The 24,364-nt window shown below is 47.6% G+C and carries 17 protein-coding genes; 10 read left to right on the top strand and 7 right to left on the bottom strand.

Going from position 1 to position 24,364, the window contains the following annotated elements:
* Window positions 1-74: 74 nt before the first annotated feature.
* The 4 genes from cydC to ald all read right to left on the bottom strand — a co-directional run bounded on the left by cydC (window position 75) and on the right by ald (window position 5,882).
* Window positions 75-1,796 (bottom strand): heme ABC transporter ATP-binding protein/permease CydC, encoded by a 1,722-nt coding sequence (gene cydC, locus LRP49_RS08515; protein WP_274141621.1) that lies wholly within the window; start codon window positions 1,794-1,796, stop codon window positions 75-77.
* On the bottom strand, window positions 1,789-3,558 hold the full coding sequence (gene cydD, locus LRP49_RS08510; RefSeq protein ID WP_274141620.1) for a heme ABC transporter permease/ATP-binding protein CydD: 1,770 nt from the start codon (window positions 3,556-3,558) through the stop codon (window positions 1,789-1,791). Before cydD ends, cydC begins: the two co-directional genes overlap by 8 nt.
* 130 nt (window positions 3,559-3,688) lie before the next feature.
* Complete coding sequence (gene trxB / locus LRP49_RS08505) at window positions 3,689-4,645, bottom strand: thioredoxin-disulfide reductase (protein ID WP_274141618.1); 957 nt, start codon at window positions 4,643-4,645, stop codon at window positions 3,689-3,691.
* Between the two features lie 121 nt (window positions 4,646-4,766).
* A complete protein-coding gene (gene ald, locus LRP49_RS08500; protein WP_274141617.1) occupies window positions 4,767-5,882 on the bottom strand; it encodes an alanine dehydrogenase in 1,116 nt (371 codons plus the stop codon).
* Between the two features lie 165 nt (window positions 5,883-6,047).
* Between ald and lrp the strand changes: the two genes are divergently transcribed.
* The 6 genes from lrp (at window position 6,048) to LRP49_RS08470 (ending at window position 14,866) form a co-directional block, all read left to right on the top strand.
* Complete coding sequence (lrp, locus tag LRP49_RS08495) at window positions 6,048-6,542, top strand: leucine-responsive transcriptional regulator Lrp (RefSeq protein WP_067414434.1); 495 nt, start codon at window positions 6,048-6,050, stop codon at window positions 6,540-6,542.
* Between the two features lie 225 nt (window positions 6,543-6,767).
* Window positions 6,768-9,590: a DNA translocase FtsK gene (locus LRP49_RS08490; protein WP_274141615.1), complete on the top strand. Its 2,823-nt coding sequence runs from the start codon at window positions 6,768-6,770 to the stop codon at window positions 9,588-9,590.
* 12 nt (window positions 9,591-9,602) lie between these two features.
* Complete coding sequence (gene lolA / locus LRP49_RS08485; protein ID WP_274141614.1) at window positions 9,603-10,199, top strand: outer membrane lipoprotein periplasmic chaperone LolA; 597 nt, start codon at window positions 9,603-9,605, stop codon at window positions 10,197-10,199.
* 80 nt (window positions 10,200-10,279) lie between these two features.
* Window positions 10,280-11,560 carry a replication-associated recombination protein A gene (locus LRP49_RS08480; protein WP_274141938.1) on the top strand — a complete coding sequence of 427 codons (1,281 nt, stop codon included), beginning with the start codon at window positions 10,280-10,282 and terminating at the stop codon, window positions 11,558-11,560.
* A 165-nt stretch (window positions 11,561-11,725) separates the two neighbouring features.
* Window positions 11,726-13,012, top strand: a complete 1,287-nt coding sequence (gene serS, locus LRP49_RS08475; RefSeq protein WP_274141613.1) for a serine--tRNA ligase — start codon at window positions 11,726-11,728, stop codon at window positions 13,010-13,012.
* A gap of 291 nt (window positions 13,013-13,303) precedes the next feature.
* Entirely contained in the window at window positions 13,304-14,866 is a 1,563-nt protein-coding gene (locus LRP49_RS08470; RefSeq protein ID WP_274141612.1) for a methyl-accepting chemotaxis protein, read from the top strand.
* A gap of 54 nt (window positions 14,867-14,920) precedes the next feature.
* Here LRP49_RS08470 and LRP49_RS08465 read toward each other — a convergent pair whose 3' ends face one another.
* Both LRP49_RS08465 and metG read right to left on the bottom strand, forming a co-directional pair.
* Complete coding sequence (locus LRP49_RS08465; RefSeq protein ID WP_274141611.1) at window positions 14,921-15,733, bottom strand: hypothetical protein; 813 nt, start codon at window positions 15,731-15,733, stop codon at window positions 14,921-14,923.
* A gap of 255 nt (window positions 15,734-15,988) precedes the next feature.
* The gene (gene metG, locus LRP49_RS08460; RefSeq protein WP_274141609.1) at window positions 15,989-18,025 is read right to left on the bottom strand and encodes a methionine--tRNA ligase; all 2,037 of its coding nucleotides are present in this window, start codon (window positions 18,023-18,025) and stop codon (window positions 15,989-15,991) included.
* Window positions 18,026-18,228: 203 nt separating this feature from the next.
* Here metG and apbC point away from each other — a divergent pair, with 203 nt between their 5' ends.
* From apbC to LRP49_RS08445, 3 genes are all read left to right on the top strand, one after another.
* Window positions 18,229-19,320: an iron-sulfur cluster carrier protein ApbC gene (gene apbC, locus LRP49_RS08455; RefSeq protein WP_274141607.1), complete on the top strand. Its 1,092-nt coding sequence runs from the start codon at window positions 18,229-18,231 to the stop codon at window positions 19,318-19,320.
* A gap of 173 nt (window positions 19,321-19,493) precedes the next feature.
* Window positions 19,494-20,135 (top strand): uridine kinase, encoded by a 642-nt coding sequence (gene udk, locus LRP49_RS08450; RefSeq protein ID WP_274141606.1) that lies wholly within the window; start codon window positions 19,494-19,496, stop codon window positions 20,133-20,135.
* A gap of 170 nt (window positions 20,136-20,305) precedes the next feature.
* The gene (locus tag LRP49_RS08445; protein WP_274141604.1) at window positions 20,306-22,444 is read left to right on the top strand and encodes an AsmA family protein; all 2,139 of its coding nucleotides are present in this window, start codon (window positions 20,306-20,308) and stop codon (window positions 22,442-22,444) included.
* A gap of 203 nt (window positions 22,445-22,647) precedes the next feature.
* On the opposite strand, the gene LRP49_RS08440 is transcribed toward LRP49_RS08445, so the two are convergent.
* Window positions 22,648-23,091 (bottom strand): CBS domain-containing protein, encoded by a 444-nt coding sequence (locus LRP49_RS08440; protein ID WP_274141602.1) that lies wholly within the window; start codon window positions 23,089-23,091, stop codon window positions 22,648-22,650.
* Between the two features lie 220 nt (window positions 23,092-23,311).
* Here LRP49_RS08440 and LRP49_RS08435 point away from each other — a divergent pair, with 220 nt between their 5' ends.
* Window positions 23,312-24,340 carry a metal-dependent hydrolase gene (locus LRP49_RS08435; RefSeq protein ID WP_274141601.1) on the top strand — a complete coding sequence of 343 codons (1,029 nt, stop codon included), beginning with the start codon at window positions 23,312-23,314 and terminating at the stop codon, window positions 24,338-24,340.
* Window positions 24,341-24,364: the final 24 nt, after the last annotated feature.

The following is a 24,364-nucleotide window of genomic DNA, read 5'->3' as shown; positions in this document are numbered from 1 at the left end:
CGAGTCCTTAGGGTCTGTTGTTCAAGCAGAAAAAAGGGAGCAACTGCTCCCTTTAGTATACGCAATTCATGAGGCTACTGAATACGTTGCAGCAAATTGGCATAACGACCGCCCGCTGCTTTTAAGGTGCTGTGGGTGCCTTTCTCAATGATCTGACCTTCGTCCATCAAACAGATTTCATCCATCTCACCCAAACCGACTAAGCGGTGGGTAATAAACAGCACGGTTTTGTTTTTTGCATGCGTGAGCAAGAGATCAAGAATGTGCTTTTCTGTTTTTACGTCCAAGCCTTCGGTAGGCTCATCCAGCAGTAAAATCGGAGCATCACGTAACAAGGCGCGGGCAATACCAAGACGGCGTCTTTCCCCACCGGAAAGCTGGCGACCACCATCACCCAACCATGTGTCCAAGCCTGGGCCTTCAAGCAGTGCGGACAGTCCTACGCTATCCAATACAGAAATTAACTCTTCATCGGTCGCTTTCGGCTTTGCCATGGTGAGGTTGTTACGGAGCGCGCCGTTGAAGATGTCGACACGTTGGCTAACAACTGCAATCGAGGCGCGTAATGCAGACTCTCTCCATGCGGTCAGAGGTACGTCATCAATATAAACGGCCCCTTCAGAGGGATCCCACGAGCGAGTCAGCAATTGCAGCAGGGTAGACTTTCCGCAACCCGTACGGCCCAACAGCGCGATTTTTTGGCCAGCTTCAATCGTCAAAGAGACATTTTCTACGGCACGTTGCTGCGCATCAAAGTAAGTAAAACTTACGTTGTCGAACGTAATTTTACCCTTGGCCGTGTTGTTGTAACCCATTGGGTCAAATTGGGTCTCTGGCGTGGCCTCGATGATCTCATTTAATCGTTTAGCGGAGGTCACAGTTTGACTGAGATACTGGAATGCACCTGCAACAGGCATCATGATTTCGAAGCTAGCCATGGTGGTAAACGCCACTAAGGCAACAAGCGGATCCGGAAAGTTACCTCCGATACCGTCTGCGGCTAACCAAAGCATGAGTACCAATGTCAGGCCATTCGCAGCAAGCAATACGCCATTTGCGAGACCAGTGATCCCTGCCATTTGTCGCTGCGCGTTTAGTAAACGGTCTTCTTCTTGTTTTGCTCTGTCACGATAGCGTTCAGATGCACCGAAAATTTGCAGTTCCGCGTGCCCTTGAAGCCAATCAAGCAAAGAAATTCGAAGTGCAGATTTAGCTTGTGTGATTTCTTGGCCATGAGGGCGGCCTAAACGGTAGAACACCACAGGCAAAATTAGCATCAAGCCAAACAGAATCGCCCCTAGGGTTAGACCTAACGCTGGCTCAAACCAATATAAGAAACCACTGACACATAAAATACTAAGCGTACCAACAACAAGTGGACTCAATAGTCGCAAATAGACATGATCCATAGCGTCTACGTCTGCGACCAATCGGTTAAGTACATCGGCATCGCGAAGGTTGCCAACTTTGCCTGGAATTAGCGGCGTCAGTTTTTCAAAGAAGAAGATACGTAGGTCTGCAAGGAGCTTAAATGTGGCGTTGTGGCTGACTACGCGCTCACCCCAACGACCGGCAGTGCGAGCCATGGAAAGGCCCCGAACACCCGCGCCAGGCAGCATATAGTTGAAGTTAGCAATGGCCAACAAACCCGCAACGGCTGATGCGGCTATAAACCAGCCAGAAAGTGCCAGCAGACCAATTGCGGAAGCCAACGTTGCAAAGGCCAGAAGCATGCCCAGCGTGAGGCCGAACCAATGTTTTCTATAAAGCTTCAGAAACGGAATGAGATCACGCATCGAGGTCACTCCTGTCGACTGATTGAATCATTTCTGCAAAAAGACCTTGGTGTTTGAGGGACTCGAATGTTCCATTTTGAACCAACTTACCTTTATCCATCACAAGGATAAAATCACTGGTACCCAATTGATCGATGCGGTGGCTAACCAGCAAACACGTGGTGTGCTTGGTTGCATGTTCAAGACTTGTCATGACCAAACGCTCACTCGACGCATCTAAGCTAGCTGTTGGCTCATCTAGTAACCAAAAGTGTCCGTTTTGGAGAAGGGCTCGTGCGACAGCGATACGCTGAGCCTGACCGACAGAAATCCCGGTTGCTCGGTCTCCGACAGGGTGTTGATACCCTTTTTCAAGGCGTTGTATAAACTCGTCCGCATATGCCGCTTTGGCGACGCGATGAATGTCTGATTCAGTCGCCATGGGGGCAGAAAGCGCGATGTTATCTTGTACCGTGCCGTGGAAAAGCTGCGGGTTTTGACCTACCCAGCTTATTTGTTTACGCCAATGGCTGAGATCGGCGTTCTTCAATTCAACACCGTTCATTTGGAGACTGCCACGGTAGGGGAGAAAGCCTAACAATGCATTAATAAGGCTGGTTTTCCCCGCGCCACTTTGCCCAACCAAAGCGACTTTCTTACCCGCTTCAATGGTGAATGACATTGGTCCGGCAAGGATTGCGCCATCTGGGCTCAACACTTCAAGATCTTCAGCGACGATGGTGACTGCATCTGCCGCGATTTTTTGGCTTCCTTGGCTTTGATGCTCTGGTGCTGAATCAAGGAAGTTAACAATGGATTCGGCGGCACCAATGGCTTGTGCTTTGGCATGATAGAAAGAGCCCAAATCACGAAGTGGTTGGTAAAACTCAGGAGCAAGAATTAAAACAAACAGACCAATAAACAAAGAGATGCTGGTGCCATAATGGCCGAAGTTCAATTCACCAATATAGCTAAAGCCAAAATATACCGCGGTAATAGCGACAGATAGCGCGGTGAAAAACTCAAGCACAGCAGAGGAAAGGAAGGCAAGCCTTAGCACTTCCATGGTGCGTTTGCGGAAATCTTCGGAAGCCACTTTCAAATGCTTCGCTTCAGCATCTGCTTGGTCGAATAAGCGAATTGTCGGCAAGCCACGTAGACGGTCGTAAAAGTGGCCTGATAAGCGTTGAAGTGCTTTGAAATTACGACGGTTTGCGTCTGCTGCCCCCATGCCAACAAGTGCCATAAAGAAGGGGACAAGTGGTGCGGTCAGCAGGAAAATCAGCCCTGCTGCCCAGTTGAGCGGAAATACAGCAACAAGAATAATGAATGGGATCAACACAGCGATGGCCATTTGAGGCAGATATCGTGCGAAGAAATCTTGCATCTCTTCGACTTGTTCTAGCAAAAGGCTAGCCCACGTTCCTGCCGGCTTTCCGTGAATGGTAGCAGGCCCAAGCGTATGAAGTTTGTCCATGATGAGCTGACGGACATGCGTTCGAACTGTTTCGCCGACGCGATAACCGGCTTGCTCTTTACCCCAACTGCACAGAGCACGGATGAGCACAACGATGGCAAGTGCGAAGAATGAAAACCAAAGCTCATGTTTGTCTGTTTTAACAACAATGAGTTCATGGAGGATATGAGCGAGTAATGCGGCCTGAGCAATGAGCAATAGCCCAGACAAAAAGGCGAGTCCAATGGCCGCCATAAGCCAGGTTTTCCCAAGCTTGCTTTGCCCTTTTAACCATTGGGCGAGTGCGCGCTGTTTCTTTTTATCCATAATACTTCTTGGTTTTTTGTTATCAGTACGTGTAATAACAGGCAGTTGGCTTACATTTCACGACTGGTTTTGGGAAGGCTGGTTAGAAAACAGAAGGCCCGCTCAGTATGAGCGGACCTTTGAAGGAGAATTACTTCTCTAGTGCGTCTAGGAAACGCTCTGCGTCAAGTGCGGCCATACAGCCTGTGCCCGCAGAAGTGATAGCTTGACGATAGATGTGGTCCATCACGTCACCCGCTGCAAATACACCTTCAACGCTGGTTTGCGTCGCGTTGCCTTCAAGACCAGATTGCACCTTGATGTAACCATTGTGCATGTCCAGTTGGCCTTCGAAAATGCTGGTGTTTGGCTTGTGGCCAATTGCTACGAACAGACCCATTACATCCAGTTCTTCCGTTGCATCTGATTGGGTGTTTTTGATACGAACACCGGTTACGCCCATGTCGTCACCCAGCACTTCGTCCAGAACACGGTCAGTGTGAAGAACGATGTTGCCGTTCTCAACTTTGTCCATCAAACGACTAACCAGAATCTTCTCTGCACGGAAGGTGTCACGGCGGTGGATTAGGTGAACTTCTGACGCGATGTTTGACAGGTACAGGGCTTCTTCAACTGCCGTGTTACCACCACCGATCACTGCAACTTTCTGGTTGCGGTAGAAGAAACCGTCACAGGTTGCACATGCAGAAACACCGCGACCTTTGAAGTTCTCTTCAGATTCCATACCGAGGTATTGAGCAGATGCACCCGTTGCGATAATCAGCGCATCACAGGTGTATTCACCGTTATCGCCCTTCAAACGGAACGGACGTTGAGACAGATCCGTTTCGTTGATGTGGTCGAATAGAATTTCAGTGTCGAATTTTTCTGCGTGCTCTTTCATGCGCTCCATCAGCGCAGGTCCAGTCAGGCCTTCGGCATCACCCGGCCAGTTCTCAACTTCAGTCGTTGTTGTTAGCTGACCGCCTTGTTGCAGGCCAGTTACCATTACTGGGTTCAGGTTAGCGCGCGCAGCATAAACTGCAGCAGTGTAACCTGCAGGGCCAGAACCTAAAATTAGAAGGCTTGAATGCTTTACGTTGCTCATTATTTCTCCGGGTGGATTTTGTCTTATGTAATGGGTGAGATTGTAGGGAAAATGTAAGGTTAAAGAAAGGGTGCTCAACGGCACCCTTCATTGAATTATGTTATCTCTTATTACAAATGGCTCAGCTTATTGCCACACGAGGGTCGACATAATCCAAGTCAAATGCTTCCGCGACTTCTTTAATTGTCACTAAGCCATTAATCACGTTCAGGCCATTCAGCAGATTATTGTCATTGAGTAGTGCCTCTCGATACCCCAAGTTGGCGAGTTTCACGATGTAAGGCAGTGTCGCGTTGTTTAGCGCGAACGTAGATGTACGCGCAACGGCACCAGGCATGTTTGCGACACAATAGTGCACAACGTCATCGACGATATAGGTAGGATCTGCATGTGTCGTCGCATGTGACGTTTCGAAACAACCGCCTTGGTCAATGGCAACATCGACAACTGCTGCACCAGGTTTCATGCGTTTAATATGTTCTGCGTTTACCAGTTTTGGTGCGGCTGCGCCAGGGATTAATACTGCTCCGATGACCAAATCTGCGGCGAGTACGTGTTTTTCGAGAATTTCTTCAGTTGAATATAAAACTTTTGCGCGCCCCTGAAATTCTTCGTCCAATGCCCGTAGCGTGTCGATGTTTCTATCTAAAATGGTGACATCTGCGCGCATTCCGACGGCCATTCTTGCTGCGTTAGAACCAACAACACCACCGCCCAAGACCACAATTTTAGCGGGTTCAACGCCAGGTACGCCCCCTAATAGCATACCCGCTCCGCCACGAGATTTTTCCAATGCCTGTGCACCCGCCTGAATAGACATGCGACCTGCGACCTCTGACATCGGTGCTAAAAGTGGCAATCTACCCCTAGAATCTGTTACGGTTTCATAGGCTATACAGACAGCTTTGCTCTTGATAAGGTCTTGTGTCTGTGGAAAATCTGGTGCAAGGTGCAAATAGGTAAACAATATTTGCCCTTCGCGAAGCATGGCTCGCTCAACGGCCTGAGGCTCTTTAACTTTGACAATCATTTCGGCAATGGCAAAGACCTCTTCCGCTGATGGAAGAATCGACGCTCCAGCCTTGACGTAATCGTCGTCGCTGAAGCCTATTCCTTCGCCCGCTTGTGACTGGACGTATAAAGTGTGGCCGTGGGAGACAAGCTCTCGAACGCTGGCAGGGACCATGCCTACTCGGTACTCATGGTTTTTGATTTCTTTTGGTACACCAATGATCATCCTGATTCCTCGCTTCGTTGTAGAGTTATTGGCTGTTGTTTTGTAATATTGTTGTATTTAGGGCTAGTATAGTTCGCGTATAGCCGGATTTGATGCTAAAAATTATAGTTATGTTATTAAAATTGGCATTTAACATTGCAAGGACGTAATAAGGTGGAATAAAAAATGGTTGAAGCCAAAAAGAAACCCTCCAAGGAATTGGATCGCATTGATAGAAATATTCTTAACGAACTCCAAAAGGATGGCCGCGTTTCAAACGTTGAGTTGTCTAAGCGAGTAGGGTTGTCGCCAACCCCTTGTTTGGAGCGCGTTCGTCGTCTTGAAAGACAAGGTTATATCAGTGGTTACACTGCGTTGTTGAACCCTCAGTTCCTCGACGCATCGTTACTGGTATTTGTCGAAATCACGCTAAACCGTGGTACACCAGATGTCTTTGAACAGTTCAACAAGGCCGTTCAACAACTCGAAGATATCCAAGAGTGTCACCTCGTATCTGGCGATTTCGACTACCTGTTGAAGACGCGCGTATCTGACATGTCGGCATACCGTAAGCTGCTGGGTGAAACACTGCTGCGCTTACCGGGTGTGAACGACACACGTACTTACGTGGTCATGGAAGAAGTGAAGCAAACTAACCATCTGGTTATCAAAACACGCTAACTTCTTCGCATCCCTCATATCTAGAGGGCTGAAATAAGTGGTATATTTTACAAACCGAGTAGCTTGCTGCTCGGTTTGTTTTTTTGTTTGGTGTACACTTTTGCAAAGCAGATAAACGGGCGTGATCAACGATGAGCCTAAGTTAGACTGCAACCGGTAACGAATGGATAAGAAAAAAACCGGCAATTTATGTTTTAGGGTTTTGATTTTAGAAGATAGGTGATAATGGAGTTTTTCTTGCGTCAGGAGCGAAAACAGACAGAAACCTCAAATCGATTGAATGGTATTCAACGATTGAAAGAGAGCGCTCTGATCCTTGCGCTACTGTCTGCTGTGTTCATTTTTGTTTCTCTCATTAGCTATGATTCGTCAGACCCGTCTTGGTCTCAAACTGCTTGGGATGGACCTGTACAAAATGCGGCAGGTAATGCAGGCGCATGGGTTGCAGACACGCTGTTTTTCGCGCTAGGTACCTTAGCGTATCCATTACCTTTTCTATTGCTGCTTGGTGGTTGGGTATTCTTCCGTCGTCGCGGTGAGTCTGAGCCCCTTAACTACACCATTTTAGCGACCAAAATCCTAGGTGTTGTGCTCCTTCTGCTGACAAGTTGTGGCTTGGCAGATCTTAACTTTGATGACTTTTGGTTTTTCTCATCAGGCGGTGTTGTCGGCGATGTGCTGACAGAGCTTTCAATGCCAATGTTCAATTTGCTTGGTACGACATTGGTATTTATGTTCCTGTGGGCGGCAGGTTTTACGCTGTTTACGGGTATTTCTTGGCTGACGATTGTTGATACCTTGGGGGAGAAAACCTTGACGGCGATCACTTGGGTAGTCAATAAAGCGCGTGGCGATAAACCGCAAACCTTGGGTGCAACCGTGGATACTTCTGAACTCGATGATTCAGACCCATTGTTTGCTAAACCTTCACGGTTGGGTGAAAAGCAAGAGTTGGCCGATATAGCGGCACTCACCGAAGCGCAGCGCATCGAAAATAACAAAGCGAGCGATACGCCGACCGCGCCAGTTATTCACAAGCCTGCACCTGTAAGCGTAAATGTTGCGCGCACCGAGCCAGTAATGACATTGGAACCCGTCAGTGAATTGGCGCAGGAATCGGATTTTACGCCTTCAGTCATTGATCAGCCTGCTGAACACGTTTCAACATCGTTACCTCAAGATATCAACGTGGATACCGTTCCTGACGAAGAATTACCGCCTTGGAGTGATGAATCGCAAGACGCTGAATCTAGTGAATCAGCGTTTAAAGAGCATGCAATACAAGATATTGTCGAAGATACGCTTGAGAGCGATATTGCACATGCAAATCCAACCGATGTCATCGAGTCAGATACGATGGAAGATGATGGCAGACACTACGAAATTGGCAGCAAAGATGGTGTGTCTGAACTGGATCGTGTTCAGGCAGAGTCTGTAATCCCTGACGAAGATCCTTTCTTGGAAACCATTCGTGAGGCGCAGAAGAATGCCGCTGGTGCAGTGCACCCATTCTTGGTCAAAGATGAACCTAATCTGCCTAAGCCTAAAGAACCGTTACCGACGCTCGACTTGCTGGATCCGCCACGAAATACCGCGACGCGTGCAACCGATGAAGAGTTGCAATATCAAGCCCGCTTGATTGAAACACGTCTTGAAGAATACAAAATTAAAGTCACGGTAAAAGGTATTTTCCCGGGGCCAGTGATCACACGTTTCGAGCTTGAATTGGCTCCTGGTGTGAAGGTGAGCCGCATTATGAGTCTGTCGAAAGACATTGCACGTTCACTGTCTACCAGTGCGGTACGTGTGGTTGATGTGATCCCAGGTAAACCTTATATCGGCCTTGAGTTACCGAATACCAGTCGTGAAACCGTCTTCATGTCCGAAGTGGTTGCGAGCGAACGCTTCCAACAGTCTAAATCACCGTTGTCTGTTGTATTGGGTAAAGACATTGCCGGCGAGGCGGTCGTGACCGATCTTGCTAAAGCACCCCACATGTTAGTTGCTGGTACGACAGGTTCAGGTAAGTCGGTCGGCGTGAATGTCATGATTGTCAGTATGCTGTACAAAGCGAGCCCTGAAGATGTTCGTTTCATCATGATTGACCCGAAAATGCTTGAGCTGTCGGTATATGAAGGCATTCCACACTTGCTGACAGAAGTTGTGACGGACATGAAAGATGCCGGTAATGCGCTGCGTTGGAGCGTGGCTGAAATGGAACGTCGTTACAAATTAATGTCTGCATTAGGCGTACGTAACATCGCAGGTTACAACGAAAAAATCAAAGAAGCGAATGAAGCGGAACATCCGATCCCAGACCCATTTTGGAAGCCTGGTGATAGCATGGATGAAACTGCGCCGTTGCTAGAAAAATTGCCTTATATCGTTGTTATCGTCGATGAATTTGCTGATTTGATGATGGTAGTCGGCAAGAAAGTTGAAGAGTTAATCGCGCGTCTGGCGCAAAAAGCGCGGGCAGCAGGTATTCACTTAGTGCTAGCGACGCAACGACCGTCTGTTGATGTGATTACCGGCTTGATTAAAGCCAACATCCCGACGCGTATGGCATTTACGGTATCAACAAAAACTGACTCCCGTACCATTCTTGACCAAGGCGGTGCGGAATCGCTATTGGGCATGGGTGATATGCTGTTTATGCCAAATGGCTCAAATCACCCAGCACGTGTGCACGGTGCGTTTGTGAATGATGATGAAGTTCACCGCGTGGTGAGCAATTGGAAAGCGCGCGGTAAGCCCCAATATATTACCGAGATCACCAATGGTGACCAAGGCGCAGACGGGTTGTTGCCTGGCGAAGCGGCTGATGCTGGAGACGGTGAAGAGCTGGATCCTTTATTTGATCAGGTCGTTGAATTCGTGACAGAGTCACGTCGTGCATCAGTCTCAGGTGTACAGCGTCGATTTAAAATTGGCTATAACCGTGCTGCGCGTATCGTTGAACAGTTAGAGATGCAGGGTATTGTCAGCCCTCCAGGACATAACTCAAATCGTGAAGTGTTGGCTCCACCGCCTCCGCCTCGAGATTGATTGGAAATAAGAATGAAAAAAATGTTGTTATCCCTGCTGCTGGTGGCACCTGCAGTATTTGCTTCTCCTCAGCAGGAATTGAATACCCGTTTGGCGAAGCTAAACAGCTTTACCGCTGAATTCGATCAAGTTGTGACCAGCCCTGAAGGGGACGTGATCAGTGAAGGTGAGGGCACGCTTGCGATGAAGCGCCCGAACTTATTCAATTGGGAAACCGTCACACCGGATGAAAACATTCTGATTTCAGACGGTAAAACGCTTTGGTATTACAGCCCGTTTATCGAGCAAGTCACCGCGATGTGGCTGGACGATGCGACGTCGCAAACCCCGTTTGTGCTTTTAACGCGTAACGATCCGAAGGATTGGAATAACTACGATGTCGAGCAAAACGGCAATACGTTCACACTTTCACCGAAACAAGCGTCTAACCTAGGTGAGTTTGTGGTGAGTGTAGAGCCCAACGGTCGTATTACCCAATTCTCCGTTGTCGAGCAAGACGGTCAAACCAGCAAGTTTGCGCTGGAAAATGTCAAGAATGTGTCGCCAAGCTCATCGCTTTTCAGCTTTACTGTTCCTAAAGGTGTTGAGCTGGATGACCAGCGGCAGTAATAGAGACCCTATTGTGAGTAACTGGCGTGAGTAATTTAAGTCTGGATTTCGCAGACGATTTCCGTCCCCTTGCGGCGCGTATGCGCCCCACAAATCTGGCCGAGTATATTGGCCAGAAGCACCTATTGTCTGAAGGCAAACCACTCCGACGAGCACTGGAAAGTGGCCACTTACATTCGATGATCTTATGGGGACCTCCGGGGACGGGGAAAACCACACTGGCAGAAGTGGCTGCGGGGTATGCGAACGCTGAAATAGAACGAGTGTCAGCGGTGACATCTGGTGTCAAAGATATTCGTCTTGCAATCGACAAAGCCAAAGAGAATCAGTTGGTAGGTCGCCGTACCATTTTGTTTGTAGACGAAGTACACCGCTTTAACAAAAGCCAGCAAGATGCGTTTCTTCCACATATTGAAAACGGCACCATTACTTTTATTGGTGCGACCACAGAAAACCCATCGTTTGAGTTAAATAACGCATTGTTATCACGCGCACGTGTTTACAAGCTTAAATCGCTCGACAGTGACGACATTCTTGAAGTTATCGAGCAGGCCTTGTCTGACAAGACACGTGGACTCGGAAATGAAACGTTATCGTTTGACCAAGACGTGAAAGAGCAATTGGCTAATTTCACGTCTGGTGATGCGCGCATGACGCTTAACTATTTAGAGCTTCTCAGCGACATGGCGGAGCCGGACAGTAAAGGCCAAAAACGCATCACGCTTGAACTTCTTGCTGAAGTTGCAGGTGAAAAAATCGCGCGCTTTGATAACAAAGGTGACCTTTGGTACGACTTGATTTCAGCGTTTCATAAGTCAGTTCGTGGTTCAAATCCTGATGCTGCCTTGTATTGGTATGCAAGGATAATCACGGCAGGTGGTGACCCGCTCTATGTCGCGCGTCGCTTGCTTGCTATCGCATCAGAAGATATTGGCAATGCAGACCCTCGTGCGATGGAAATTGCTATCAATGCATGGGATTGCTTCACTCGCGTCGGGCCAGCCGAAGGTGAGAGAGCCATCGCTCAAGCAGCAGTTTATATGGCGTGCGCAGCCAAAAGTAATTCAGTGTATACCGCGTGGAAACAAGCGTTATCTGACGCAAGAATGCACCCTGACTATGAAGTCCCAAATCATCTTCGCAACGCCCCCACCACGCTTATGAAAGAAATGGGATACGGCGATGGTTATCGGTATGCCCACGATGAGCCAAATGCTTATGCGGCAGGAGAGAGTTATTTCCCAACAGAAATGAAGGGGACCCGATACTACCATCCTGCAAATCGCGGCATGGAAATCAAAATCGCTGAGAAGTTGGCATTTCTTGAACAGTTAGACGCAAATAGCCCGCAAAAACGCTAGGAAATAGAGGGTATTTTGGGTATTGTTTAAAGCCATAAAAGCCCTCTTCTTCGGCAATACATTGAACCGTATTCCTTGGGCAAATCAATCTTATTGACGTTGTCATAATAGTGCGTGGCAACGTCAACTTTTTTCAGGCACTGTTTAACGATTCACAGGATTAACATGCTGGATTCAAAACTACTTCGTACCGAGCTGGACGATACAGCTGAAAAACTGGCACGTCGTGGCTTCAAGCTTGACGTTGACACTCTCCGTAACCTGGAAGAAAAGCGCAAATCGCTGCAAGTTCGCACCGAAGAGCTGCAAGCTGAGCGTAACGCGCGTTCCAAGTCCATCGGTCAAGCGAAGGCAAAAGGTGAAGACATCCAGCCACTACTGGCAGCAGTAGACAATCTGGGTGACGAGCTGAACAAAGCAAAAGCGGATCTGGCTGAACTGCAAGACCAACTGAACGATGTCATCATGGGTGTTCCAAACATCGCAGACGACGCTGTGCCAGTAGGCAAAGATGAGTCAGAGAACGTTGAAATCACCGTTTGGGGCGAGCCTAAGTCTTACGACTTCGACGTGAAAGATCACGTTGATTTGGGTGAAATGTCTGGCGGTTTGGATTTCGCGAGCGCAGTTAAGCTGTCTGGTTCACGTTTCATCGTGATGAAAGGCCAAATGGCGCGTCTGCACCGTGCGATCGCTCAGTTCATGCTGGACTTGCACACCACTGAGCACGGTTACACTGAAATGTATGTACCGTACTTGGTCAACGCAGACAGCCTATTCGGTACGGGTCAGTTGCCTAAATTTGGTGAAGACTTGTTCCACACCCAACCTGCGACTGAAGAAGGCGTAGGCATGTCACTGATCCCAACGGCAGAAGTTCCTCTGACCAACTTGGTACGTGACGAAATCGTAGACGAAGCAGATCTGCCAATTCGCATGACTGCGCACACGCCTTGTTTCCGTTCAGAAGCAGGCTCTTACGGTCGCGACACGCGTGGTCTGATCCGTATGCACCAATTTGATAAAGTTGAGTTGGTACAAATCGTTAAGCCAGAAGATTCAATGGCTGCTCTGGAAGAACTGACTGGCCACGCTGAGAAAGTACTTCAACTGCTGAACCTGCCTTACCGTAAAGTTATCCTGTGTACAGGTGACATGGGCTTTGGTTCTGCTAAGACTTACGATTTGGAAGTTTGGGTTCCTGCACAGAACACCTACCGTGAAATCTCTTCATGTTCAAACATGACTGATTTCCAAGCGCGTCGTATGCAAGCTCGCTTCCGTCGTAAAGGCGAGAAGAAGCCTGAGCTGCTGCACACGCTGAACGGTTCAGGTCTGGCAGTTGGTCGCACAATGGTTGCTATCATGGAAAACTACCAGCAAGCTGATGGTCGTATCGAAGTGCCAGAAGTACTTCGCCCATACATGGGTGGTCTGACACACATTGGCTAATGCTAAATTGTGTTGTAAAAGCCGGCTTTCTAGCCGGCTTTTTTGTGCTTGCTTCTTTATTTGAGCAGAGGGCATCGTTTAAAAATCCCTCAGTTTTTTAGTGGGATTATTTGTAGAGAATGGTCAAAAGCGTGGACTCTATGAATAATGCTATCTTATTAATATATATATTAATTTATTAGCTCAATTGTGTAAGTCACTAATAAAACGACTACTTATCATTTTCTTCTGAATTAATCGTCTAGTATTACTTATTAGAATACTGTCTCATTCATCGAAAGGTAGTGTCGTATGCGAGTTAATAATCCTGTAACTGAGAAGGAAGTCCGGTTTCCTGCCGATTACAACTTGCTCTCAACCACCGACACACGCGGTATCATCAAGTATGCGAGTGATGAGTTCTGCGAGGTTGCTGGCTACACGAGAGAAGAATTAATCGGACAACCTCATAATATGGTCCGCCATCCATCCATGCCTCCAGCGGCTTTCCAAAATATGTGGGACTACATAAAAAATGGCCGGTCTTGGATGGGATTGGTGAAAAATAGAAATAAAGATGGTGACCATTACTGGGTGAACGCGTTTGCGTCTCCAATCAAGAAAAACGGTCAAATTGTAGAATATCAATCTGTTCGCATGGTGCCGGATCGTAAGGCGGTAGACCGCGCTGAAAAAGTCTATCCACAACTCTTAGCAGGTAAAACGCCATCTGCATTGAAAATGCCCAGAAGCAGACTTTGGCAGCGCGCTCTCATGTGGTTTGTTCCTGGTGCAGTAGTGGCTGGCACTGCGGGGTTCTTCGCAGGATTTGCAGCGACCGTTGCCGTGCAATTTCTCTGGTCTGTTATTGCGATCTACATGTTAACTCGTCGGCTTGAGAGTGTGACCAAGCTGGCTAAAGAAGCATACGACAACCCATTAATGGAATATCTCTACAACGGCTCTATCGATGATGTTTCTGAAATAGAGCTAGCACTGAAGATGCGAGCAGCAGAACTGAATGCGGTTGTAGGCCGGATTATGGATGGCAGTGACCAAGTCTTGTCGGCAGCCAGCATTGCGAAAGAAAACGGACAGCGAACAACGAGCAATCTAGACCGTCAAAATGCGGAAACTGACCAGATTGCAGCCGCTATCAACGAAATGTCTGCCACTGCCAATGATATGTCGGGGAACACTCAAGGGGCATCAGATGCAGCCATGGAGGCGCAAGATGCCACGTTGGCTGGAATGGAAACTGTCGGCAAAACGGTGGATGCTATCCAGAATCTGGCGAAGCAGCTTAGCGATGCATCCAGTGTTATTTCAGAGCTAGAAGAGCACGGGAAACGCATTGGTGCGGTGTCGGATGTTATTCAAGGTATCGCAGAACAAACTAACTTGCTTGCACTCAACGCGGCAATTGAGGCTGCTCGTGCTGGCGAGCAAGGGCGAGGCTTTGCTGTTGTTGCTGACGAAGTACGTGCGCTTGCTCAGCGCACTCAGGAATCAACATCTGAAATCCAAGACGTGATTTCACTCATCCAAAACGGCACCCAACAAGCCGTTGACGCGATGTCACGAGGTACGACGCTTTCGGTTGAATGTGTCAGCAGTGCTGAGCAAGCAGGTGATGTGCTGCGACGCTCACAGGAACTTGTTGCCAATATCAATGACAGAAACCATCAGGTCGCCACAGCAGTTGAAGAACAGGCGGCGGTATCAAATGAAATGAACGGCAATATCCAGCAAGTTTCTGAGCTTTCGCATCAGTCTTTGGGAATAGCCAAAGATACAGTGCAAGAAGCTGAACGCTTGGTGACCTTATTGACTGACCAAAAAACATTGGTCGCACAATTTAGGCGCGTCGGCTAAATGATTTACGGTACGAAAAAGGCCTGCAATGCAGGCCTTTTTCGTGTTTGCAGTTTACGGCTGTTTAATGGCTACTACTTTTTGTGGTTGCTTGATGATCGCGGTGTGATTTTCAGTGGTCAGTACGGCCAATTCGCCATCAAACAAATGTAAAAGTATCACGCTTAGGTCCTGACTTATTTTTGTCAGTGAACTTGGTGGAATATCGCCATCTACAGATTGAATCACTGAATCAAAACGATGATCTACCCGATCGAATGCCAGTGAGACATCCGCGTTACAGATCAGGGATAACTGATTCATCCGTTTTTGCAGTATGCAGCTCTGCAATTTGACTGACTGCCATGCTGCTGTTTTCCCATCAACAAGGCGCATGACGGCTTGTTCGAAACGAAGCTGTGCTTCTTTAGTATCAATCCATGTTTGCCAGAAGGCTTGGTACTCTTCGTACAGGGTATCCTCACCGGTTTCGCTGATATAGGAGCGGGTGATTTCATCAATGATATAAATAAGGTGATCTGATGTGCGATGGTGAATGGCAAACCAAGCAGCCTTTGACTGAGTGGGCAGGGCTGCGAGAGCTTGGTCCATCCTAGATCCTAGAACGCGAAACAGAGGACCTTGAGCAGACGTGCATTGCTGCTGCATCTCTTCGCAAAAGGCACTGATTTCTTCACGTGCTTTTGTTGCTTGAGGAGACTGAGGGCAGCGCGAGTATCTGACGTTGTGGTCGTGTAGCATCCACAGAAGAGTGCGAAGAGAGCGCATTTGTGATTTGTATTGTTCTTGGCGAGACTGACGTGTGCTTGATAACCCTTTGGTGGCTTGGATTAGCCAGTTTGGTGTTAGGACTGTGAGCAATGACATATCTTTTTCCTCTGTTCTGAGCCTGAACTCATACTGCAGAGTGTGTGCCAATCTAATTAATGCTTTAAATACAATGTGTTATTAGTTTTTATTTAAAGTTCTTGCTCATTATCGAGGCAAGAATGACCCAATTAAGTGCAAGAATTGTGAGTTGTATCTCTGAATGATTGCGTGAATAGACAGGGGTGTATAGATGCTCGGCGTCAGAAAATAAAAAAGGAGCCTATTGGCTCCTTTTTTTCTCGCGTAGCGACATTACATCACACGCATACCTGGTTGTGCACCTTCGTGCGGTTCCAGCAGCCACAGATCTTTACCACCCGGGCCAGCTGCCAGAATCATACCTTCTGACATGCCAAACTTCATTTTACGTGGTTTCAGGTTAGCGACGACGACAGTGTACTTACCAATCAAGTCTTCTGGGTTGTACGCAGACTTGATACCAGAGAACACCTGACGAGTTTCGCCACCGATATCCAATTGGAACTTCAGCAGCTTGTCCGCTTTTGGCACTGACTCACACGAGATGATTTTTGCAATACGTAGGTCAACTTTAGCAAAGTCATCGAACTCGATTTCTGGTGCAATTGGCTCGTCTGCTAGAGGGCCTTTTGCTTTCTCAGCAACAGCCTTCTCGGCAGCAGCATCTTCTTTTGATGCTTCAACCATGGCTTCAACGTGCTTAGGATCGATGCGGCTGAACAGTGCTTTGAATGCGTTCACTTTGTGTGACGTCAAAGGTTGAGCAATGCTTTCCCACGTCAGTGTTTCATTCAAGAATGCTTCTGAGCGAGCAGTCAATTCAGGCATGACAGGTTTCAAGTAAGCCATCAGTACTCGGAACAGGTTAATACCCATAGTACAGATAGCTTGAAGCTCAGCGTCTTTGCCTTCTTCTTTCGCAACAACCCAAGGTGCTTTTTCATCCACGTATTGGTTGGCTTTATCAGCCAGTGCCATGATTTCGCGGATTGCTCGGCTGTATTCACGCTTCTCGTAAAGATCGCCAATGCGCTCTGCTGCGTCAGCAAACTCTGCGTACAGTGCTGGCTCTAAGCATTCCGCAGACAGCATGCCGTCGAAACGCTTGGCGATGAAGCCCGCGTTACGTGATGCAAGGTTAACCACTTTGTTCACGATGTCAGAGTTAACGCGTTGAACGAAATCATCCAGGTTAAGATCGAGATCGTCGATGCGATTGTTAAGTTTCGCTGTGTAGTAGTAACGCAGACATTCTGGGTCTAGGTGTTTCAGGTAAGTGCTCGCTTTGATGAACGTACCTTTAGACTTAGACATTTTCGCGCCGTTCACCGTTACGTAGCCGTGCACGAAAACGTTGGTCGGTTTACGGAAGCCAGAGCCTTCCAGCATTGCTGGCCAGAACAGGCTGTGGAAGTAAACGATGTCTTTACCGATGAAGTGGTAAAGCTCTGCGTCGCTTTCTTTCTTCCAGTACTCGTCGAAGTCCACTGCGCTGTTTTTGTCACAGTAGTTTTTGAACGAGCCCATGTAGCCGATAGGTGCGTCCAGCCATACGTAGAAGTATTTGCCTGGTTCGCCTGGGATTTCAAAGCCGAAGTACGGTGCGTCACGAGAGATGTCCCACTGTTGCAGGCCAGACTCGAACCACTCGTTCATCTTGTTTGCCATTTCTTCTTGCAGCGCACCAGACTTGGTCCACGCTTGCAGCATGTCACCAAACTGTGGCAAGTCGAAGAAGAAGTGCACAGAATCTTTCATGACTGGGGTCGCACCGCTCACCGCTGATTTTGGATTGATCAGATCGGTTGGGCTGTACGTTTCACCACAGTTGTCACAGTTATCACCGTATTGGTCTTCTGCTTTACATTTCGGGCAAGTGCCTTTTACGAAACGGTCTGGCAGAAACATTTCTTTTTCTGGGTCAAACAGCTGTGAAATGGTACGGCTATTGATGAAACCGTTGTTTTTCAGCTGGGTGTAGATGTACGACGCCAGTTCACGGTTCTCATCGCTGTGTGTGCTGTGATAGTTATCAAAACTGATGTCAAAGCCTGCGAAATCTGCTTCGTGCTCTTTTTGCATCTCGGCGATCATGGCTTCAGGCTCGATACCCAGTTGCTGAGCTTTCAGCATGATAGGCGTACCGTGCGCATCGTCTGCACAAATGAAGTTTACAGTGTTGCCACGCAGGCGCTGATAACGCACCCATACGTCTGCCTGAATATGCTCTAGCATATGACCCAAATGGATTGAGCCATTCGCGTAAGGCAGGGCACAGGTAACCAGAATTTTACGTTGGTTTGCAGCCATAATTTAGAATGTTCGCTTTTGACAAATGAATCGGATGAATGCCGCAAATCTTACCTGATACGCGTTGGAATGCCTAGCTTTCACCGTGTTATTCACCTTTCGGCAGCGCATTTCATATTTAGGCACGAAAACCGTGTGAAACAGGGGAAAATTCATTAGGCTAAAAGGAGTTTCACAATTCTAGGTCGGAGAGCCTTCCTGCTATGTTTCTTGGTCGTGATAAAACCCAGCCCAAAGATTTAAACGATGTCATTTCATTTCTTAATCAATTTGAGCATCCTGCCCTCATCCTTGATTGGGCAAGCCACAAAGGTTTAGTGACGCAATCAAAAAAAGGCGACATCTCAGTGACGTTTCCTTTTGCAGCTAACGCTGTTATCCAGTCCCTTACCGAGTGGTTGAGTGCGAAGCAAAGCGATGGGGAGGCTATTCCGGACCTGGCCATTTCTTCGCGTGTTGTGCCAATGAAAGCGGGCGATAAAACGCAATTGAAGGGTGTGAAAAACCTGCTGGTCGTTAGTTCGGCAAAAGGCGGGGTCGGCAAGTCGACGACGTCTGTCAATCTCGCGCTCGCTTTAAAAGCACAGGGAGCAAAGGTAGGCATTCTAGATGCAGACATTTATGGCCCGTCCTTACCCATCATGCTTGGCACAAAAGGAAAACAGCCGATCACGCTTGATGGGAAATTGATGGAGCCTATCGAAGCACACGGATTATACAGTAATTCTATTGGTTATTTGGTGCCGGATGAAGACGCCATGGTATGGCGGGGACCGATGGCATCAAAAGCGTTTGCGCAACTCGTGAATGAAACTCGATGGCCAGATATTGATTATCTCATTGTTGATATGCCGCCGGGCACGGGTGATATTCAGCTAAGCCTTGCTCAACAATTCCCCGTCACGGCAGCGATCGTCGTAACCACACCACAGGACCTTGCATTAGCGGATGCTATTAAGGGCGTCGCAATGTTTGAAAAAGTCGCGGTCCCGGTACTCGGTGTCGTAGAGAACATGAGCTACCATATTTGCAGCCAATGTGGTCATCATGAAGCGATCTTCGGTCACGGTGGGGCGGTAAAAATGGCAGAACAGTATGGTTTGTCGTTGCTCGGTCAGGTTCCTTTGCATATTCAAATCCGAGAGGATATAGACGCAGGTAACCCGACCGTGGAGTCTGCCTCGGACAGTGAGTTCTCGACTATCTATAAACAGCTAGCACTTAATGTTGCCAGTCAGCTTTATTGGCGTGGCGATGCATCGGCTGAATCAATCGCGATCACAACGGTGGGTTGACGCGCTTTTTCTTCAATACCGATGAGGGGTTGGACAATGCGCACTCAATGTGATGAAACTTTGGGCATCTTGCCTTAATTTGAGATTCTCATCACAAATTTAGATAGAAAGCGCGAGTTCAACTCCCTATAATCAGGCGGTTTATTTCTCGCCATATTTCCGGGTATTCATTTATGAGTGACAACAACCAATGTGTCATTATCGGTATCGCAGGGGCTTCTGCGTCCGGTAAAAGTTTGATCGCCAGTACAATCTATCAGGAACTCAAAGAAAAAGTGGGCGATCACCAGATCGGTGTTATCACGGAAGACCGCTACTATCGCGACCAAGGTCACCTAAGCATGGAAGACCGTGTTAAGACGAACTACGATCATCCGCAGGCACTTGATCACGACCTTTTATGCAAGCACCTGAACGAGTTGATGGAAGGCAAATCTGTAGAAGTGCCTCAATATAGCTACTCAGAGCATACCCGTATGGAAGAGACCTCCACAATGACACCGAAAAAGGTGATCATTCTGGAAGGTATCCTTCTTCTGACTGATCCGCGTCTACGCGACATCATGCACGCAAGTATTTTCATGGACACTCCTTTGGATATCTGTCTTCTGCGCCGTGTAAAACGTGACGTAGCAGAGCGTGGCCGCACAATGGAATCAGTACTGGAGCAATACCAGAAAACGGTTCGCCCAATGTTTATGCAATTCATTGAGCCATCGAAACAATACGCGGACATTATTGTTCCTCGCGGTGGCAAGAACCGAATCGCGATCGATGTGCTTAAAGCACACATTGCCAAACTGCTTAAAGCATAAAATAGAAAAGCCGGACACGAGTCCGGCTTTTTTTATGTCATTTTAAAAATGTGACTTTTTGACTTTGTTAGTATTCATTGAAATTGCATGATCGTCAGCAAAATTTGCATCTGCGATTCGATAAAATAGTCGAAATTTCGTTCGCCTCAGATAAGGAACTGATTACCATCATGAAAAAGCTTCTTTATGTCCTACTTGGTTTGGTGCTACTGGTTGTTATCGCCATTGGCGTTATTGTGGCCGTCATCAACCCGAATGACTTTAAGCCGCTGATCGCTGACGAAGTGAAAAAGGCGACAGGGCGTGAGCTGGTCATTGATGGTGATATCAGTTGGCGTTTTTGGCCAAGTTTAGGCTTGTCAGTTGAAAAGCTGGCGTTTAAAAACCCGAACGGATTCGCTGAACCCAATATGTTGAAACTCGACAAGGCTGAAATGTCTGTCGCTGTCATGCCACTGCTTTCTGATCAACTAGATATAGGTATGGTGAGTTTGTATGGCGCACATGTCTTTATTCAAACCTTGCCAAACGGAACAAGTAACTTAGATGGCTTGTCAGGAGAGCCTGCGCCTGCTGATAAAAACGAATCTAAAGAAACGACGCCAACAGAGACACCCGCAAACGACCCTAAACCTGCTGCGGCATGGACAATAACCATTGGTGGCTTGGACGTTGTTGATGCCAGTGCCACGGTCCGTGATGATAAAGCGCATACCAAGAGTGAAATTAGCTCGCTCAACCTGAATATCGGCAAGCTGGAAACCGGCGTTTGGGTGTCAATTGATTTTGATGTCACGGGTAAACAAAATGCACTGACGTTTAATGCGAAAGGCAGTGCAGAGGCCATGATTGAAAAAGACATCATGAAGTCTCAATTGCGTAAGCTTGCGCTCTCCGCCAGTGCTTCAGATGCGCAAATAACGTTGGATAACGTTAGCCTGAATGCAGACCAATTAGGTTTGGGTGTACCGATGGCGTTGAGCTTCGAAGCAAAAGGCAATGCAAACGACATGGCGTTTGATGCAAAAGGCAAAGCGTCTTTGAATGTCAATGAAGCTATTTCATTGATTACTGCGACAGATCTTGAGCTAAGCAGTCAGGTTTCAGGTAAAGGCCTTCCCCGCCCAGAAATGAAGATTGGATTCAGCGGTGACGTAGAATTTGATAACAAAGCACAGAAAGCATCACTAACCAGCATGAAAGCGTCCGTTGATGAACTGGTGGTGGACGGTGAAGCGAGCGTGGTGCTAGCGGACATTCCCGCAGTGCGTTTTGATGTCCACAGCCCAAAAATTGATGTGGATGCGTTCTTGGGAACTGCCCCCGCTCAAGGAGATAAGCCAACAGGCGACAGCGATAAACCTGCAACGCCTTCCACTTCTCCTGTGACTAAGCAGCCATTGAGTGATGTAGAGCCTGATTTGTCTGCACTTAAAACACTCGATATCGCGGGTGTGATCACCATTGATGACTTTATTGCCAGCAATGTGCAAGTGACGGACGTGATGGCAAACTTTGCGGTTAACCGCGGTAAAGTCGCAATCAATCAGTTCGATGCGAAATTGTATGGCGGTACGATTGCGGCGAAAGGCAGTTTAGATGCGACGGTGTCACCAGCGCGTTATCAAGTTACGAAAGGCATTAAAAACGTCAATGTTCAACCTTTGTTGATTGCAGCCGCGGGGCAGGACATGCTGTCGGGTAAAGGTAATATCGATGTGAATGTCAGTGGTGTGGGCTTATCAGAAAGGCGCCTACGTAGCGGCATTACGGGTACCATCGCAGTGAATTTTGCGGATGGATCCATCAATGGCATCAATATTCCCGAGATGATCCGTGAAGCGAAAGCAACACTCAAAGGCAAGCGCGCTGAATACGTTGAAGAATCGCGTAAAACAGACTTTAGCGGTATGAGCGGGACCTTCAATTTGGGTAAAGGAATTGCATCCACGCGTAACTTAAAAGTTGAAGCTCCGGCTCTTCGTGTACACAGTGAAGGGCAGACAAACCTGCTCAATGAGACACTGGACTTTGACGTGTTCGTTTCAGTGGTTGGAACCAGTAAAGGTCAGGGCGGTAAAGATATTGACGAGCTGAAAGATCTTACTATCCCCGTGAAGGTAAATGGCACTTGGCAGGCTCCCGGTTACGAGCTTGATGTGAAAGCACTGCTGTCGAGCAACAAAGTACTGGAAGAAAAAGCGCGAAAAGAAGCTGAGCGTGGTTTGAAAAAACTGCTGGGTGATAAAGCGGAAGATGACAAAGTGAAACAGGTTACCGATAAGCTCTTGAAAGGCCTGTTTAACTAATTTCATTGCTCGATGAAGAAGCCACCTTAAGGTGGCTTTTTTTATGGTGTGTACAAGGGAGAGCGTGGCTTAGCTACCAGCCTCAAAGGGCGTGTTTATGCTGTTTGATAGCCAGTTTATGGAAATGGCTGCAAACAACGATTTGGAGTTAACGGTAAGAAAAGTGAAAAGAGCAAAGGTTTACGCCTTTGCTCTTTTCAAGGTTATGCGCGGGCTTTCTTTTTAGATTTTTCGTTTTTCAATATATCTTGTAGTGCTGCCAACAAATCAACGGCAGACAATATCCCGACCAGTGCATCGGTTTTATCGAGAACGGGGAGTGCGCCCACGTTATGATCCATGATAGTTTTATTTGCTTTAGACAAGGTTTCATAGGTTCGGCAGGTGACTACCTCTTTCTCCATAACATCGCCAACGGTTAAATCGTCGGAAAGGAGATAAGGGTGTTCGATATCGGGTGTTTCATCTGCCCAGTTTGGTCTGCGTAATTGCCGGTCACTGATAATGCCAACCAATTCATCGCCATCAACAACGGGCAAATGTCGAATATCTTCGTCTCTCATTAAGAAATAGGCTTCTCTTACGCCCATTTGAGGGTCAATCGTGATGAGTTTTCGTGTCATATAGTCTGATACTTTTCCTGGCATCCTATCTCTTCTCCTCATTAATCGTCTCACTTTAAAACCTACAAAAAGTAAGGCCTAAATGTTGAGACCAAGGACACAGAAACTTATTGGCGATAGCGAAAGTACGTAACGAAATATTTAACTCTTGGGACCAGCAACGCTATCATCCCAAGCCAATATACCTAAGTGAGAGATTCAGAGCACTTGAGTATGTAACGATAAATAACTATGGAAAGCGTTAATGGATTCGATCTCTCAGGCGGCACTTGGTGCCGCTGTAGCTGGCTTGATTGCAGGAAAAAAGTGCTCACCGAAAATACTGCTTGCCGGTGCGGCTCTTGGCACGTTGCCAGACTTAGATGTGCTTTTAGATTATGGCGATCCTATCTCAAACATGATCAAACATAGAGGATTCAGTCATTCTTTGTTTGTCCTCATCCCATTTTCCACGTTGCTGGCGATTGTTTGGCAGCGATTTGTTGCTAAAACGTGGTCATTAGGGCAACTGTGGCTACTGATTACCGCAGCCTTGGTGACGCACCCGATCTTGGATTCTTTTACGACCTATGGCACGCAACTTTTCTGGCCTTTGAATGTGCCGCCCGTGGCGATATCGAGTATTTTTATCATTGATCCGCTCTACACACTTCCCATGCTCATTCCTGTGCTGGCTGCATTTATCTGGCGCAGTCGAGCGTCAAAACTATGTGGTGTGGGGCTTGCGCTATCGACCTTGTATTTAGGCTGGTCACTCATCGCAATGGGGATGATTAAAGATCGCGTTGAAGAAAACGTAGCGGGAACGCATCTGGAAGGTCAACCTGTATTTATTGCGCCAACGCCGCTTAATACCGTGCTGTGGCGGGTTGTTGTGTTAGACGACGATAAATACTGGGAAGGGTTAGCGTCATTAAAGGATGAGGACCCAACTATCGATTGGATGCCGATGGTGCGTGGAGACTGGCCGTTTCCCGTGAAGTCAGCATTGCTTACGGATTTTGAGTATTTTACCGATGGTTTTGTCCGATTCCAGCAAGAAGGGGTAGGCCTCACTGTGACAGACTTGCGATTAGGGATGGCAATGTACCAGCCGTTCAAATTTATTGTGGCTGAACAAGGGGAAGACCAAGTATGGCAGGTGGTGGAACCTAAACAAGTAGACCCTGGCCCATTGTTACCTAGGCAGATTCCGGCGTTGTGGATGCGGCTTCTTGGCTGGCAAAGTATTGATGCCATGCTTTGTAATGAGCATGATTGTTTCCGAGATTAGTAGAAAACAGGGCTCACTTAAGAG

This window comes from Enterovibrio qingdaonensis (assembly GCF_028683135.1).
In the GTDB taxonomy this organism is placed as follows: Bacteria; Pseudomonadota; Gammaproteobacteria; order Enterobacterales; family Vibrionaceae; genus Enterovibrio; species Enterovibrio qingdaonensis.
The sequence above is the reverse complement of the archived record's forward strand: the minus strand, read 5'-3'. Positions and strand labels throughout refer to the sequence as shown.